Genomic DNA, 15,722 nt, shown 5'->3' with positions numbered 1-15,722 from the left:
AGGTCATGAAGGCTATTCCCATTCTTATGAAAGCAGGTGGTACTGTGAAAGTTGTTATCGTAGATGATCATCCGTTGGTGCGAAAAGGATTGTCAGCTGTGCTAAAGCTTGAAGCTAACATCGAAATTTCTGGTGAATCGGAAACGGTGGAGCATGCACTCCAGTTAATCAAGGAAACGAAACCGGATCTGGCTATTGTAGATCTTAAGCTGGGGAATCGCTCGGGGCTCGAAGTGGTTGAGAATATCAAGGATTCGTCATGCCGAAGTATCATTCTGACCTCATCGACCATGGAGCAGGATGTAAGAAGGGCAGAGGCTGTAGGTGCGGATGGTTATGTACTCAAAGAGGCGCTGCCAGAGGAATTGCTGCTTGCCATTAAATTGATTTTCAAAGGGAAAAAGTATTACGATCCAGGATTAATGGAAATGTTGTTCAAGAAAGAGGAAGAGGATAGCTTCAGTAAGCTTACGCCGAAGGAGCGGGAAGTGTTAATTGGTCTTGGAGAGGGTTTGTCCAATCAAGGAATGGCTAAGAAACTGATGGTAACTGAGTTCACAGTCAAGAAGCATGTTAGCCAAATTCTAAACAAATTATGCGTCAACGATCGTACCCAAGCGGCTTTGTTAGCGCAATCCAAGGGACTGGTCAGCAGTTTTCAGTAAGACATCCAAGCAGTCATGGTCCGAAAGTATACCATCGCTTTATTACATATAACCATTGGTGGATACACAAAATAGACCCTAAAAATTATAATATCGAGTAATATCATAATTCTGGGAATTCATATAGTATTTGTGTATAACCAACTAACTGACAAAAAGCGGCATTCTTCATTCCTTTTGATCGTAGAGTGCTTCACCTTAGCTACTAACTAGCTAACTCTGTCGAAAGAGATTGTTGAATGCTCTGGCTAAAGGAGTGATTGAATGTCGGTTCGATAGTGGGGGATTCAGGTAAATGAAACGCTTTCATTGCAAATATCATAGCTCAATTTTGTAGGAAAAGCAAGACAGTATTCATCGATTTTTAACTATTTTTTTCGGGAGGGTACCATGGAGAAATCGATCTTGGATTACTTTGTACTCATTCGCAAAAAGCTGTGGATGATTGCACTGTTCGTTCTACTCTCGTGTCTGACAACGTTCTATGTCAGCAAGACTTTCGTCGAGCCTGTTTACAAGGCAAACACACAAGTGCTGGTTAGCAGCACGTTCAAGAGTGAAGAGGCGATAGATCTTAACGATGTGTCAATGAACTTGAATTTAATCGAGAGCTACAAGGAAATCATGAAATCAGATCATATCATTCAAATGATGCTGCAGAGTCACCCTGAATTCGGAATGACCCAGAAGGAGCTGCTGAAGAATCTGAAAGTGAGCTCCACAGATAAAACGCAAATTATCAAAATTGAGCTTGAGGATCATAGCTATGAAAAAGCGGTTGTGATTACCAAGACACTTGCTGATACGTTCATTAGTGAAGTGCCAAGCTTGATGAATATGAATAATGTCAAGATTTTTTCTAGTTCTGATGCTGCTGTGAAGCCATTGCCAGTCAATTCCAGCGTAATCATCAATCTTGCTTTGAGCTTTATTTTATCGGCGATGGCAGCCATTGGTGTTTTCTTCTTCTTTGAAAACATGAATGACACTATTCGTTCTGAAAAAGAAGCCGAGCACATCGTTGGGCTGCCGGTACTCACTTCCATCGGAACAATTAAAAAGGGTAAAGCATCGAAACCTTCGCGTGCACGAAGCAGAGAGGTAGGGGAAAAGGCATATGTCACAGCTAAATAATGTTCTTGTGGCTGAGTTGGATCCGATTTCGTCGGTCTCCGAAGCTTATCGTTCCTTGCGTACAGCGGTACGCTATAAAAAGGTTGTACCAGCCGGGCAAGGAATGGTGCTCATGGTTGCATCTCCCAAGGCGCAAGAAGGCAAGACGACGACCCTTGCTAATCTGGCTATTACCTACGCTCAGGAAGGCAAGTCTGTCCTGGTTCTGGATTGTAATTTACGGCAACCAGCCCTGCATGAGATGTTTGGTGCTAAGAATACGAAAGGTTTGAGCCACTTCTTAAATAAGGGGCTAACCATAGAGGATGTCATTACACCGACAGGCATCATCGGGCTTGATCTCATCGCCAGCGGTGGTCAACCGCTGAATCCATCCGAGCTGTTAGGCTCCGCCAATATGGAAGCCTTGATGAACCAGCTAAGGCAGCGTTATGAAGTCATTCTCATCGATTCGCCATCAACGCTTGACTATACGGATGCTTGTTTACTTTCTGAGTATAGTGACGGCGTGATGTTAGTTGCCAAGAATGGCAAGACGAAGCGAGAGTGGGCTAAGCAAGCGAGAGCACAGTTAGAGATGTCTGGAGCCAGAATGCTCGGTATTGTTTTCAACCAATAATTGCATACATTAGCGGCTAGACTTTCTATAATCGGTAGGAGGATGAAAAAGATGAAAAAGGTGAAAAAAGCCATTATTCCGGCCGCAGGTTTAGGAACGAGATTCCTGCCTGCTACGAAAGCAATGCCCAAAGAGATGCTCCCGATCATCAACAAGCCGACTATTCAATACATCGTGGAAGAAGCCATTGAATCCGGAATCGAAGATATTATCATTGTTACGGGTAAAGGGAAGAGGGCAATCGAAGATCACTTCGATAATGCTTTCGAGTTAGAAAACAAGCTGTTGGAAACAGGGAAGCTGGAGCTTCTCAAGGAAGTTCAGCGTTCATCCAAGGTAGAGATTCATTACATTCGTCAAAAGGAACCCAAAGGTCTGGGACATGCGGTCTGGTGTGCAAGAAGGTTCATTGGGAATGAACCCTTCGCTGTACTGCTAGGTGATGATATTGTCACAGGGAAGGTGCCTTGCCTAAAACAGCTCATTCAGCAATATGAATTATCAGAAAATTCAGTTATTGGCGTACAAACTGTACCTCCAGAGCTTACCAATCGTTACGGTGTCATTGATCCAGGTGAGCAAAATAACCGCTTGTATCAAGTGAAAGACTTTGTTGAGAAACCAAAATTAGGCACTGCCCCTTCCAATCTTGCCATTATGGGTAGATATGTGTTCTCCCCTAAAATCTTTGAATTTTTGGAGCTTCAGGAGAAAGGCGCTGGCGGAGAAATTCAACTGACAGACGCGATTCAGAAGCTTAATCAAATAGAACGAGTGCTTGCGTATCATTTTGACGGTATCCGTTATGATGTGGGTGAACGCCTCGGTTACATTCTCACGACAATGGCATTCGCCTTGGAGAGTAAAGATCTTCGGCCCGATGTACTTGAAGCGATGGCTGCCATCCTTATCAAGGAGCAATATGCACCAATTCTAGAGCATCTGGGAGGTGGAGACCATGAGCTTGCGCGAACTGCAGGAGGATTATGAGTACCTGGGACCTCAGAAAATTCCCCAGAAGAGCTATTACACGGCTGCTACCCCTAGACCGCAAGAAGGGAAAAGCGCTGCTTCCTATTTGTTTGTTAAGCGGATGCTCGATATTGTGTTGTCCCTCATGGGCCTTCTCTTCCTGACACCGTTATTTATCATCATTGCGATTTGGATTAAGTTAGAAGATCCGAAAGGCTCTGTTTTCTTCAAACAAAATCGAGTAGGTAAAGACGAAATACAGTTTCCGATGTATAAGTTTCGCTCGATGGTGTCCAATGCGGAAGAGCTGAAGCAGCAGTTGATGAGTCAGAATGAAGTTGAAGGCGCAATGTTTAAAATGAAAAATGACCCTCGCGTCACACGCGTCGGACGATTATTGCGCAAAACAAGTATAGATGAGCTGCCACAATTGTGGAATGTACTCGTTGGTGATATGAGCTTAGTCGGACCAAGACCCGCTTTGCCGAGCGAAGTTAACGAGTACACACCTTACGAGAAGAGACGTTTGGTCGTTACTCCTGGTTGCACGGGTTTGTGGCAAGTCAGCGGACGAAGTAATTTAAGCTTCGGGCAAATGGTTGAACTCGATTTGACTTACATCAGAGAACGAAGTATTTTCTATGATTTGAAAATCATCTTGAAAACCGTTTCGGTCCTTCTTGGCTCCAAAGATGCCTTTTAGCGAACAGAAGGGAAAGGAGCAACACCATCGTGTTCATTCATTCAAAACTAAGGGTATCCATTGTCATCTGTACCTATAATCGTGCGGAATTGCTTCAAATCACCTTGGACTCGTTACCTGCTTTAAAGGCGATAGACAAGGCTGAGATTCTCATTGTGGATAACAATTCCACAGATCGTACACGAGAGATCTCACAATCGTTTATTCAGCGTCAATCAGGTGTGACGGACGTTCATTATTTATTTGAACAAACCCAAGGGCTTTCGGCTGCGCGAAATAGAGGTATCCAAGAAGCTAAGGGTGATATTATTGCCTTTCTCGATGATGATGCAGTTCCTTGCATGGAATGGATTCGCACCATCATAGACACCTTCGATAGTCGGCAGGATGTCTATGCGCTGGGAGGTGTGATTCGACCTCGTTTCGAAAGTGAACGACCGAAATGGCTGATCAAGTCGCTAGAGCTGCCCTATACGATTGTTGATATGGGAGCAACTATGCATGAGTATCCGATGAACAGGCATCCATTTGGCGCGAATATGGCGATACGTAAATCCTTTCATGACAAATACTTGTTCCCAACCGACCTAGGAAGGAAGGGGACACTGCTGTTGTCTGGGGAGGAATCCTGGATATTCGATCAGATGAAGAAAGAAGGGAAGGCTATTCTTTATCAGCCTTCCATGGTGGTTGATCACTTCATCGCGGATAGCCGGTTGACGAAGGATTGGATCAAGCAGCGCTATTATTATCAAGGTGTTACGAATGGCTCGATGCATAAGAGTCTTATCAGCAAGCTTGTTCTTCTCGGTAAGGTTGCCAGCAAGGTGCTCTACATCGCCGTAGATGCCTTGTTCGCACATACCGAAGGAAGAAAATTGCTGATCACGTGCCGGTTGCAAAGCATACGAGGCACGCTAGACACGTTACGTAGACGTGGAAAAATGCGCTTAACAGGGTGAGGATACTGATGACGACGGATCTTCCAATTCAGCTTAAAAAACCGATGTATTATGGTGCGGTCTATGTCCTTCTTGCCGTCATGTTGGGCGTAGCAGCTGCATATCAGCCTATGTTCAGTATTTTGGGGCTGGTCATGCTATTCTCAATCATTTATGCCATCTATCGGCCAGAGAAAATGAGTTATCTAGTCCTTTTATCGACCGCCATATCGATTAACTACATCGTTGAAGCGAATGTACCTGGATTAGAGATTATTTCTCTTTATAAACTTGGGATTTTAATTCTGTTAGTTCCCTGTATGCTGCAAAACGGACTTCGATTGAAGTTCATCTATCCCATAGCAGCTATCGCCAGCATGTTATTCCTTACCATTTTCTTCTCTGATTGGCATCCAAGGCTGACATTATCACTCACCTTGAAAGCATTTATCGGACTAACGCTTCCCTTCTTTTTTCTCATGATTAAATGGAAAAAAGGGATAGCGCAAAAACATATCCGGATTATTTGCCTACTGCCTTTGGTAAGTGTTGGAACTGGGGCGTTGCTTCAATTGGCTCATCTGTATTCGTTTCTCAATGTCGAGTTCACGGGAGCGATTCGGGTACAAGGGGCGAATATCGCACCCCACTTGGCGATGCTAGCTTTTCTAGGCATTACCGTTGCATTAATAGAGACTAAACGCAATCCGCAGCAAGCCAGATTTTTGTATTGTACATTGGCTGCTAACTTTGCGATTCTGATCGCTACGGGAACTAGAGGGCCTATCCTCGCCATGCTGGCCATGGCTGCTTACTATTTTTACGATATGGTTAAGCAGTATATCAAAGGGAAGCTAATCTTAATTATACCGCTGCTTTGTTCCTTGGCCTTGATCGGAGGGGCTGTCTATGTGCAGTGGGACAATATGACAAAGCGTTCGTTCGAACGCCAGACCGGCACGGGGATTGACTTGTCAGGAAGAACCGAAGCATGGAGCTACTTCTTGAAAGGGGTGAAAGATTCTCCCCTGACAGGTAGAGGGCTAGGAGCGGTTACCGTTGCAAATGATGGAAGTTTATATGAAGGATTTGTGGTCCCCCATAACGAGTACATCCGCTTTTATTACGATGCTGGTTATATCGGATGCAGCCTGTTGTTCCTTTCATTACTAGTCTTATTTGGAATGATCTATCGAGTAATCCCGCAGAGAATTAAGATTTATTACGTGGCGTTCATCCTGGCATTCTTTCTATATTCCTTGTCGGATAACACGTTATCGACTGTTCAATTCATCATTCCTTTTTGCTGGTATTTGAATAGCTTGTATATTCTGTCAACGACAAATTCGAAAAAAGAAGAAGTGATCTGATGAGTAGAGTGACTATGTTCGATGTACACTTTGATAATTATGATTTTCTGGACTTGCTTGCCTATATGGATGAAGTCATACGTCAGAAAAATCATTCTTACATTTTGACCTGTAATGTCGATCATTTAATCAAGCTCAGAAAGGATGCTGAGTTTCAGAAGGTGTATTCAGGTGCAGGGGCTATTGTTGCGGATGGTATGCCGATCATATGGGCATCGAGGATGCTCCGTAAACCGCTCAAGCAGAAAGTATCCGGATCCGACTTGTTCACAAAGTTAGGTGAAGCTTTCGCAAGCAGGCAATATAAGCTCTTCTTCTTAGGATCAGCTGTCGGAATTCCGGAGCAAGCGGTAAAGAATCTGAAGCTCGTATTTCCAAATCTGAATATCGTTGGCTGCTATTCACCCTCCTATGGTTTTGAGAAGAAAAAAGAGGAGAATGAGCAAATTGTTCAGATGCTGATTGATACGCAGCCTGACATTGTGTTTGTTGGCGTTGGCGCTCCGAAGCAGGAAAAGTGGATTTACCAGAACTATCTTCAGTATAAAGTCCCGATCTCGATTGGCGTTGGCGCAACGTTCGATTTCATTTCGGGCACAGTGAAGAGAGCTCCGAACATTATGCAGAAAACAGGATTCGAATGGTTCTGGCGTCTTGCTCAAGAACCACGAAGATTGTGGAAGCGCTACTTGGTTCACGATGCGATGTTTGCGGTCCTGCTATGGCGGGAAGTTATTAAGCAATTCAAGATGAAACGGGAGGGGACGGGAATCAAAAGTGGATGAAATAAGCAAAATGATTAAGCCCCCTTCTATCATGATGCAGGCTAGTCGGATGACAGTCCTGTTGGTTGGAATGGCTTTGCTCGTCTCTTTACTCATCGGTTATTCTAGTGCAACTCTGAGTCCTGAACTTAGTATTCAAATCACGATCCTGTCGATGCTGCTGTTTCCCGCCTTTGTACTGGCCTTGCTAGATTCGCGTCGTTTGATTCCTTATATGCTGCTCGTTTGGGTCATTTGTCCGGAGATCCGGAGAATTCAGGATTGGATGGAAGGTACATACCATTCTGTTTCCTTGCTGAGCATTGCCCCGCTGTTAACGAGTGCGGTGCTTATCATTCCAGTCCTTGCCAAGTTTCATCAGATGGAATCTCGCATATACAAGCTGCTCATCTATGTGGGGATTGTGCTGCTGTATGGAAGTCTGATTGGCGCAGCTAAGAATGGAAGCGGAGCTTTCTATGACTTAGCTAACTATGTGATTCCATTATTGTTAATCCCTTATGCTGCCTTATCTCATTTCGATAACAAAGCGTTGGACCGCTTAATTGTCGCATTCTCTAACACCGCCATCTTGGTGGCTGTATACGGCATTATCCAATATGTAATGGTACCGCCATGGGATGCATTCTGGATGAACCACGTGGAGATGACCTCCATTGGTCACCCGCTTCCTTTGGAGATCCGAGTATTCTCTACCTTGAATTCACCCGGACCAGCAGGGATGTATATGGGAACTGCGCTTGCACCGATGATTCTGGAAAAAAGGTGGCGGGGACCGCTGGGCTGGATCGGTATTATTCTAGTAACAGTAGGGCTGCTCATCACGTTAGTTCGATCTGCTTGGGTTATGTTATTCATCGATATTGCCATTTATACGGCCGTTTCTGCAGGAAGACAGAAATGGAAATTGATTGCTCAATTAACAGCGGTTATTGCAGCCATGTATCTGATTATTCCAAAGCTGCCCGGTGCACAGGGGCTGATCGCCCGATTAGATACAATGACAGCCATTCAAGACGATCATTCATATAATGAAAGACTGGATTTCTTTCATACCGTTTTCCCGATGTTGTTTGCTAAACCGCAAGGCTTAGGTCTTGGCAGTATTGGTGTCGGCACCAAGCTAAGCAACGGAGGAGCACTTGGTGAATACGGCATTTTCGATAATGGATTCGTTGCCATTTTCCTGACCTTTGGCATTCTCGGAGGCTTGTTGTTTCTATGGGCCTTATGGCTTGTGACTCGTTTTCTTTTATCCCAAAAGAAACAACCGGGCGGTATAACCGCTTACGGAAAACTAGGGCTCTCGGCTTTGCAAGGAAGTATCGTATGTCTCGTATTTGAAAATGGTTATACGGGTTTGAAAGGCTTTCTACTATGGATGGTTGTAGGAATTGGAATCATGGCGCATCAAACGATCGTTCAAGAGAGGAGGCAAATTCCGGATGCAGCAACCAGTCAACTTGAAAATAGTCCGCATAAAGCCTCTATTCGGCTTCATTAAAGCATTCTTTTCAAGCAAGAGTCATATCTCGGCTTCTATCAGAACGATGTTTTTCAGTGTACTTATCTTAGTGATTAACATGCTTACAGGTATTTTAACAGCACGTTTTCTAGGACCATCCGGCCGAGGAGAGCAAGCAGCTATGGTCTTATGGTCACAGTTCCTAGCCTTTAGTTTCACTTTCGGTCTGCCTTCCGCCATTATTTACAACGTGAAAAAGAACATGAAGGATTCCGCCAAGCTTTATTCGACCGCTGTTCTTATGGGTTTGACCGCAGGCATGCTTGCAATGAGCTTGGGGATACTGGTTTTACCCTATTGGCTCCGTACGTATTCAGACAGCGTGGTCCTTTTCTCCCAATGGTCCATGGTGCTCGTGCCTCTCATTGTATTGTCTCAGATTAATAATGCGATGATGCAGGTAAGGGGCGAATATAAGCTGTTCAACCGTCTGCGCTTTCTTGTTCCACTTAGTACGCTCATCGGCTTAGGGCTGCTAATCCTAACAAGAACAATGAATCCTTACACGTCAGCCGTGGCCTATCTCGCTCCGGCGGTTCCCTTTTACATATGGACGACAGTGCGCTTACTTAAGCAGTACGAATTCGTGATCAAGGATGCTTTGCAATCCTTCAAAACATTAATTCGGTACGGTATTGGATCTTACGGTAATGATTTAATGGGCAATGTCTCCTATTATATCGATCAAATTGTTATTATCGGTCTCCTGAATCCGGCAGAGCTTGGACTGTATGCGGTGGCGGTAAGCCTTTCCCGTGTAGTCAACATCTTCTCAACATCGATTATTGTGGTGTTGTTCCCGAAAGCCTCGGGTTTACCTAAGGATCAAGTCGTTGAGATGACCTTCCGTGTATACAGGATCAGTACATGTGTTGCCTTGTTTTGCTCATTGCTGATTATGCTGGTTGCACCTTTCGTAATGCCTTTACTGTATGGCCCTGATTTTAAGGAAGCGATCAGTGTTTTTCGAATGCTGCTCCTCGAAGTTTCCATATCCGGTGGAACCATGGTTTTGGCTCAAGCTTTCATGGCATTAGGCAAGCCCAAGATTGTTACGATTCTGCAAGGAATAGGGCTGCTCATCGTCATCCCGTTACTAACGGTACTGATTCCTAAGTTCGGATTGTTCGGTGCGGGAATGGCCATATTATCGTCGGGTTTATTGCGATTCGTCTTTATTTTATTGAATGTCAGATTCACCTTAAAGACGAAATTACCTAAATTATTGATTAATAAAGATGATGTGCGTTGGTTACTTTCAGCAATATCAGCATATAAAGCCAAATAGTTTGTTTGAAACTGGGGGAGGGGCGAACGAAATGAGTCACTATAGTGACGCTGTGGGAGAAAATCGAATTTCTGTTGTCATCATTGCACAAGACGATGAAACGAGAATAGCGAGTGCGATTGCCTCCTGCAAGCCTTTTGCAGACGAAATTGTTGTCATTGATGGCGGGAGCAAGGACGGAACAGTCCGTGTATCTGAGCAGCTGGGCTGCAAAGTATATGTGAACGCTTGGCCTGGTTATGCAAAGCAGCGTATTTATGGCAGTGATCAAGCTGCCTATGATTGGATTTTCGTTATTGATACCGATGAGGTAGTTAGTGAACCTCTGGCAGCTTCGATTCTGAAGTTGAAAAGTGACTTGTCTGATCCGAGCCAAGCTTATGCTGTCTTGCGTATTGGTGACTTTCTGGGACGCTGGATGGGCAAGGGCGAGAAGCTTGTCCGTCTATATAACCGTACCGAAATTCAGTACCGGGAAAGTCTTGTGCATGAAACACCAGATGTCGCAAGTGAGAATATCACATATGTGCCAGGTGTTCTGTGGCACTATGGTTTCCGCAGCATTCATGATCACATTCAGCGGTTTAATAAGTATACCGATCTGGAAGCGGAAGGCGCTGTTGCTGCAGGGAAACGATTCAGCCTGCTGCGAATGATCGTCCGTCCTCCCTTGCGATTTGTACAGAAATATATCGTTCATGGCTTGTATAAGAAGGGTATTCCAGGACTTGCGGTATCCCTCTTCTGGGGCATATACGAATTCCTAGTATGTATGAAACAGTATGAGCTTGGGCTTGCTCGAAAAAGAGTGAAACAGTCCCAGGAAGAGCCAATTAAGGAGGGGAAAGCTTATGCTACACTGCAATAGTTTGCGGATCTTGTGTACCGGAATGGGTTGGCCATCTGCACAGCCTGGAGGACTAAACACCTATTTCAAATATATTTGCGGAAGCTTAGCGTCCCGTCATGAGCTAGAAGTGCTAGTATGCAGTGCGAATAAGCCAGTCGTTCAAGATGACCTCCGCGTCACGAACGTAGCTGTCACAGATTTGAAGTTAAGTAAAAGACGAGATGCCTTTCGGAAGCACGCTGCCGATCTAATGAATAGCCAGAATATCGATATCGTTTATTCCCACTTTGCTCCTTATAGTATAGGAGTTGCCATGGAGGCCAAAAAGCGAAATATTCCAGTGGTGATGACGTTTCATGGTCCGTGGAGTGAGGAAATCCGGCTCGAAGGCAAGGGGTTGAGACATCGAATCAAAACCATGATCGCTAAGAACTGGGAAATGAAGGCTTATCGGCTGGCGGATGCCTTCATTGTGTTAAGTGAAACCTTCCGCGATATTCTTCATCACCAGTACGGTGTACCGCTTTCCAAGATTCACATCATTCCAGGCGGAGCTGATGTTGCCCGGTTCAAGCCGGCTGCAGATCGCACAGCGATAAGAAGAAAACTGCAGCTGGAGGAAGGGACAACAGCAGTGTTGACCTTAAGAAGATTAGTCAACCGAATGGGTCTTCTTCAATTACTGGAAGCTTGGAAAGAAGTTGCGAGAACGGTTCCGGATACTGTCCTGTTCATTGGGGGCAAAGGGCCGCTGCACGGAGAGCTGGAAAGCCGAATTGCTGAATATGGACTCCAGTCCCGTGTCCGATTGCTTGGCTACATCCCTGATCATGAGCTTGCTGACTATTATCAGGCAGCTGATCTGTTCGTTGTACCTTCCCAAGCGTTGGAAGGCTTCGGATTAATTACCGTGGAAGCCATGGCCGCCGGGGTTCCCGTCATGGCGACACCGATTGGAGGCAACCGTGAAATTCTTCAGAAATACCGGCCGGATATGCTGTTTGCAGGTAAAAGCAGTGAAGATATGGCTTCTGGTTTAATTCGCTTATTGCGGCACAGTGAAAAGTGGCCTACAGCAGAGCAATGTAGAAACCATGTGTTGGAGAATTACACTTGGGATCGTGTATCCCAACAGGTAGATGGTGTATTTAATCACGTCATCGATCAACATCTGATAGCTTACGGCGGCAGTCGTCAGGAAACCGCTGGGAAGAAAGGAGGACGTGAACAAGATGAGGGTAGCTTATTTGGATCATACCGCTAGATGGAGCGGGGGAGAAGTCGCACTTTATAACATCATTACTCATCTCGGAAACGAGGTAGATCCACTCGTCATTGTGGCTGAAGAGGGTGATCTCGTAAATCGATTAAGGGAGAAAGGTGTCGATGTTCGCGTCTTGCCTTTAAGTGATAAGGTACGTAATCGCAACCGGAATGCGGTGAATTTGCAAGCTGTATCTGCCGCTTTTGAGCTTCTCACCTATGGGAAGAGGCTCTCCAAATTATTGAAATCAGAACAAGTCGTCTGTGTACATACGAATTCGTTGAAATCAGCTTTTTATGGAGCTGTAGCTGCTAAATTAGCAGGTATTCCTCTCATCTGGCATATCCGGGATCATATCGGAGTTCCGTACTTGAAACCGATCGTCGCTCAGGCGATACGATGGATGTCCCGCTTGCTGCCTAACGGCGTCATAGCGAATTCAAATTCAACCTTGAATGCTCTGCAATTGCCGAAGTCGAAAAAAACGTTAGTGGTTTACTCGGCTTTCGCAAAAACGAAGAATTCAGGGATGGCTGTAGAGAAAAACTGGATGAAGCCCTACGTAGTTTTGCTTGTTGGCAGGCTAGCGGAGTGGAAAGGCCAACATATTTTACTCGAAGCGGCTAAGTCGTTTCTACCCGATCAGCAGGTTCAGTTCTGGTTAGCCGGGGATGCCTTGTTCGGGGAAGACGCGTATAAGCAGCAGCTGCTTCAGCAAATGGCAGATAACAAGCTCTACAATGTCACCTTATTGGGGCATGTGGATGATATTCAAACCTTAATGCAGCAAGCAGATCTTCTGGTGCATACTTCCATCACACCTGAACCTTTTGGTCAGGTCATTGTAGAGGGGATGGCGGCTGGATTACCCGTGATTGCTTCTAATGAAGGCGGTCCGACTGAAACGGTTGTGAATGGCGAAACGGGACTTCTCATTACGCCCGGGGATCCCGCATTGCTTGCCGATTCCATACGCTACCTGCTGGAACATCCAGAGGAGCGGCGCAGAATGAGCGAGAACGGCATCAAACGCGTGGAACAACATTTTGTCATCGAACGAACCGTTACCCAAATCACTCATTACTATGCAGGTTTAATTGCTAACTCGTAATTATCCGCTAGTAAATAAAGGATGGATCAAATGAAAATAGCAATCGCGCATGATTATTTGGTTCAAATGGGCGGAGCCGAACGAGTGGTTGAGGTCTTTCACCAAATGTACCCGAGTGCTCCCATCTATACGACCATGTTTAGCAATAATCGGCTGCTCGATGAGCTAAGAGATGCGGATATTCGAGCTACCTGGTTGCAAAAAATGCCCGGAGGGAAAAGCCATTTTAAAGAAATGCTCCCCCTATATCCGTTTGCGATTAAGGATTTTGATTTCCGAGAATTCGATATCGTGCTTAGCTCAAGCAGCGCTTTCATGAAAAGTATTCAGGTTCCAAAGGAAACGTTTCATCTCTGTTACTGCCATACCCCGATGCGATTCGCTTGGGATTATGACACCTATATGGAGCGACAATCCAATTCAAGCGTAATGAAGCGGCTTTTGAAGATCTATATCGATAGGCTTAAGCAATGGGATCAAAAAACGTCGGCTAACGTGAATCAGTTTATCGCGAATTCCTCCGTCGTAAAAAATCGCATTCGTAATTATTACCAACGCGATTCAGATGTCATTTTTCCGCCGATTAATACGTCGCGTTTCCACAGTTCAACATCCATTGATGATTATTATTTGATTGTATCGAGACTTGTTTCGTACAAGCGAATTGATCTTGCGGTAGAGGCTTTTAATCAAAATGGACTGCCTTTGTACATCGTTGGAGAAGGACCCGATATGGCGAGGCTTAAGGCAATGGCCAAAGGGAATGTCCGTTTCCTTGGAAGGCTGGATGATGGTTCGGTGACCCAAATGATGGCGCAGTGCCGAGCGTTAATCTTTCCTGGTGAGGAGGATTTCGGTATTACACCGCTGGAAGCGAATGCTGCCGGAAGACCCGTTGTTGCCTATCAAGCAGGAGGTGCATTAGACACGATTGTGCCTCATGTGAATGGTGTGTTTTTCAAACGGCAAGAGGTAGAAGATCTGCTGCTTGCGATTCAGGAAGTGGAAAACCATGCATGGGATGTAAGGCAAATCGTGCAGCACGCACAGAAATTTGATGAGAAAACATTCATGGATAAACTAAAAGACTACATGGGTAAGGCCTACCAACAATTCAGAGAGGGGCATTGATTATATGGATATTGCAGTAATCGGGACGGGGTATGTGGGGTTAGTTTCCGGGGTATGCTTCGCTGAAGTGGGCAATAACGTCATCTGTGTGGATCATGATGAACAGAAAATTGAAAAGCTGCAAAACCTCATTTCTCCGATCTATGAACCTGGCATTGAGCAGCTGATGGAAAAGAATCTGAATGCCGGTCGGTTGACCTTTACCTCTGATTTGGCACAAGCCATCAGTCAATCCGAGCTTATTATCATTGCGGTAGGCACACCTTCTTTACCAAATGGAGAGGCTAATCTGGCCTATATCGAGCAGGCGGCCATGGAAATCGGGAAGGCGATGAACAGCTACAAAATCATTGCAACGAAAAGCACAGTTCCTGTAGGAACGAATGAGCATATTCAAATGATAATTGCCATGAATACGATGCAGTCATTCGACGTCGTATCGATTCCAGAGTTTCTGCGGGAAGGCTCGGCGATCGACGATACCCTTCATCCGGATCGGATTGTCCTCGGGATTGAAAATCCAAGCTTAGCCGCACCTCTTACGGAGCTGCACCGTTCATTTACCGATCAAATCTTCGTTACGAGCATTCGCAGCGCGGAGATGATCAAGTACGCCTCGAATGCTTTTCTGGCGACCAAAATTTCCTTTATTAATGAAATATCAAACATTTGCGAGAAAGTTGGCGCAGATGTTACCGAAGTTGCCAAAGGAATGGGGCAAGATAAGCGAATTGGCTCTTCCTTCCTGAGTGCGGGTATCGGCTATGGGGGTTCCTGTTTTCCAAAGGATACAGATGCGTTGATTCAAATCGCCGGTAATGTCGACTATGAGTTTCAACTGCTTAAGTCGGTTGTCGAGGTGAATAAATCACAACGGTATAAGGTGATTTCCAAGCTGAAGGCGTCACTCGGTCCGCTTAGCGGCAAATCCGTTGGCATCTGGGGATTGTCTTTTAAACCGAACACGGATGACATTCGTTATGCGCCTTCCATCGAAATTGTTGAAACATTGATTCGTGCGGGAGCAAGGCTGAAGCTGTATGATCCCATTGCGATGGAGAAATTTAGGGGACGCCTCGACCATCCGGCGATTCAGTGGTGTGAGAATGCCATGGAGGCAGCCACGGGGTCTGACGCTATTTGTTTACTTACAGATTGGGAAGAATTCAAAGCTGTCCCCTTGTCACAGCTCATTTTCGTTATGGAGCAGCCGATTCTTATCGATGGTCGCAATGTGTTTAGCAAAGAGCAGGTACAGGGAACTGGGCTTAAATATTATTCCGTAGGGCGACCTGACTTGATCGGGGCATCCCGTCCGAAAGCACTGGCTAGATAATTGTCAAATAAACCGAGTGGAGCGTGGT

The 15,722-nt window shown here is 45.3% G+C and carries 15 protein-coding genes; all 15 read left to right on the top strand.

Annotated elements, in window-relative coordinates; all coding sequences use genetic code 11:
- The first annotated feature begins 5 nt into the window (after window positions 1-5).
- The 15 genes from NYR53_RS22265 to NYR53_RS22195 all read left to right on the top strand — a co-directional run bounded on the left by NYR53_RS22265 (window position 6) and on the right by NYR53_RS22195 (window position 15,694).
- Window positions 6-665, top strand: a complete 660-nt coding sequence (locus tag NYR53_RS22265) for a response regulator (protein WP_367618558.1) — start codon at window positions 6-8, stop codon at window positions 663-665.
- A 390-nt stretch (window positions 666-1,055) separates the two neighbouring features.
- On the top strand, window positions 1,056-1,799 hold the full coding sequence (locus NYR53_RS22260; protein ID WP_261301345.1) for a YveK family protein: 744 nt from the start codon (window positions 1,056-1,058) through the stop codon (window positions 1,797-1,799).
- Complete coding sequence (locus tag NYR53_RS22255) at window positions 1,783-2,418, top strand: CpsD/CapB family tyrosine-protein kinase (protein ID WP_261301344.1); 636 nt, start codon at window positions 1,783-1,785, stop codon at window positions 2,416-2,418. The genes NYR53_RS22260 and NYR53_RS22255 overlap by 17 nt, the downstream gene beginning before the upstream one ends.
- Window positions 2,419-2,469: 51 nt before the next feature.
- Complete coding sequence (galU, locus tag NYR53_RS22250; protein WP_261301343.1) at window positions 2,470-3,408, top strand: UTP--glucose-1-phosphate uridylyltransferase GalU; 939 nt, start codon at window positions 2,470-2,472, stop codon at window positions 3,406-3,408.
- Window positions 3,377-4,093, top strand: a complete 717-nt coding sequence (locus NYR53_RS22245; RefSeq protein ID WP_290428953.1) for a sugar transferase — start codon at window positions 3,377-3,379, stop codon at window positions 4,091-4,093. The genes galU and NYR53_RS22245 overlap by 32 nt, the downstream gene beginning before the upstream one ends.
- Window positions 4,094-4,122: 29 nt before the next feature.
- Window positions 4,123-5,055: a glycosyltransferase gene (locus NYR53_RS22240; RefSeq protein ID WP_261301342.1), complete on the top strand. Its 933-nt coding sequence runs from the start codon at window positions 4,123-4,125 to the stop codon at window positions 5,053-5,055.
- 8 nt (window positions 5,056-5,063) lie between these two features.
- Window positions 5,064-6,404 (top strand): O-antigen ligase family protein, encoded by a 1,341-nt coding sequence (locus NYR53_RS22235; protein ID WP_261301341.1) that lies wholly within the window; start codon window positions 5,064-5,066, stop codon window positions 6,402-6,404.
- Window positions 6,404-7,189 carry a WecB/TagA/CpsF family glycosyltransferase gene (locus NYR53_RS22230; RefSeq protein ID WP_261301340.1) on the top strand — a complete coding sequence of 262 codons (786 nt, stop codon included), beginning with the start codon at window positions 6,404-6,406 and terminating at the stop codon, window positions 7,187-7,189. The genes NYR53_RS22235 and NYR53_RS22230 overlap by 1 nt, the downstream gene beginning before the upstream one ends.
- Before the next feature lie 10 nt (window positions 7,190-7,199).
- Window positions 7,200-8,693, top strand: coding sequence for an O-antigen ligase family protein (locus NYR53_RS22225; protein ID WP_261301339.1), 1,494 nt, complete (start codon window positions 7,200-7,202; stop codon window positions 8,691-8,693).
- On the top strand, window positions 8,635-10,002 hold the full coding sequence (locus NYR53_RS22220) for a lipopolysaccharide biosynthesis protein (RefSeq protein ID WP_261301338.1): 1,368 nt from the start codon (window positions 8,635-8,637) through the stop codon (window positions 10,000-10,002). Before NYR53_RS22225 ends, NYR53_RS22220 begins: the two co-directional genes overlap by 59 nt.
- A gap of 31 nt (window positions 10,003-10,033) precedes the next feature.
- On the top strand, window positions 10,034-10,870 hold the full coding sequence (locus NYR53_RS22215) for a glycosyltransferase family 2 protein (RefSeq protein WP_261301337.1): 837 nt from the start codon (window positions 10,034-10,036) through the stop codon (window positions 10,868-10,870).
- Window positions 10,854-12,116, top strand: coding sequence for a glycosyltransferase family 4 protein (locus NYR53_RS22210; RefSeq protein WP_261301336.1), 1,263 nt, complete (start codon window positions 10,854-10,856; stop codon window positions 12,114-12,116). Before NYR53_RS22215 ends, NYR53_RS22210 begins: the two co-directional genes overlap by 17 nt.
- Entirely contained in the window at window positions 12,085-13,227 is a 1,143-nt protein-coding gene (locus NYR53_RS22205) for a glycosyltransferase family 4 protein (RefSeq protein ID WP_261301335.1), read from the top strand. The genes NYR53_RS22210 and NYR53_RS22205 overlap by 32 nt, the downstream gene beginning before the upstream one ends.
- 30 nt (window positions 13,228-13,257) lie before the next feature.
- Window positions 13,258-14,358 carry a glycosyltransferase gene (locus NYR53_RS22200; protein WP_261301334.1) on the top strand — a complete coding sequence of 367 codons (1,101 nt, stop codon included), beginning with the start codon at window positions 13,258-13,260 and terminating at the stop codon, window positions 14,356-14,358.
- A 4-nt stretch (window positions 14,359-14,362) separates the two neighbouring features.
- On the top strand, window positions 14,363-15,694 hold the full coding sequence (locus NYR53_RS22195; protein WP_261301333.1) for a UDP-glucose dehydrogenase family protein: 1,332 nt from the start codon (window positions 14,363-14,365) through the stop codon (window positions 15,692-15,694).
- Window positions 15,695-15,722 lie beyond the last annotated feature (28 nt).

Origin of the sequence: Paenibacillus andongensis, from assembly GCF_025369935.1 — a bacterium.
GTDB lineage: Bacteria > Bacillota > Bacilli > Paenibacillales > NBRC-103111 > Paenibacillus_E > Paenibacillus_E andongensis.
The sequence above is the reverse complement of the archived record's forward strand: the minus strand, read 5'-3'. Positions and strand labels throughout refer to the sequence as shown.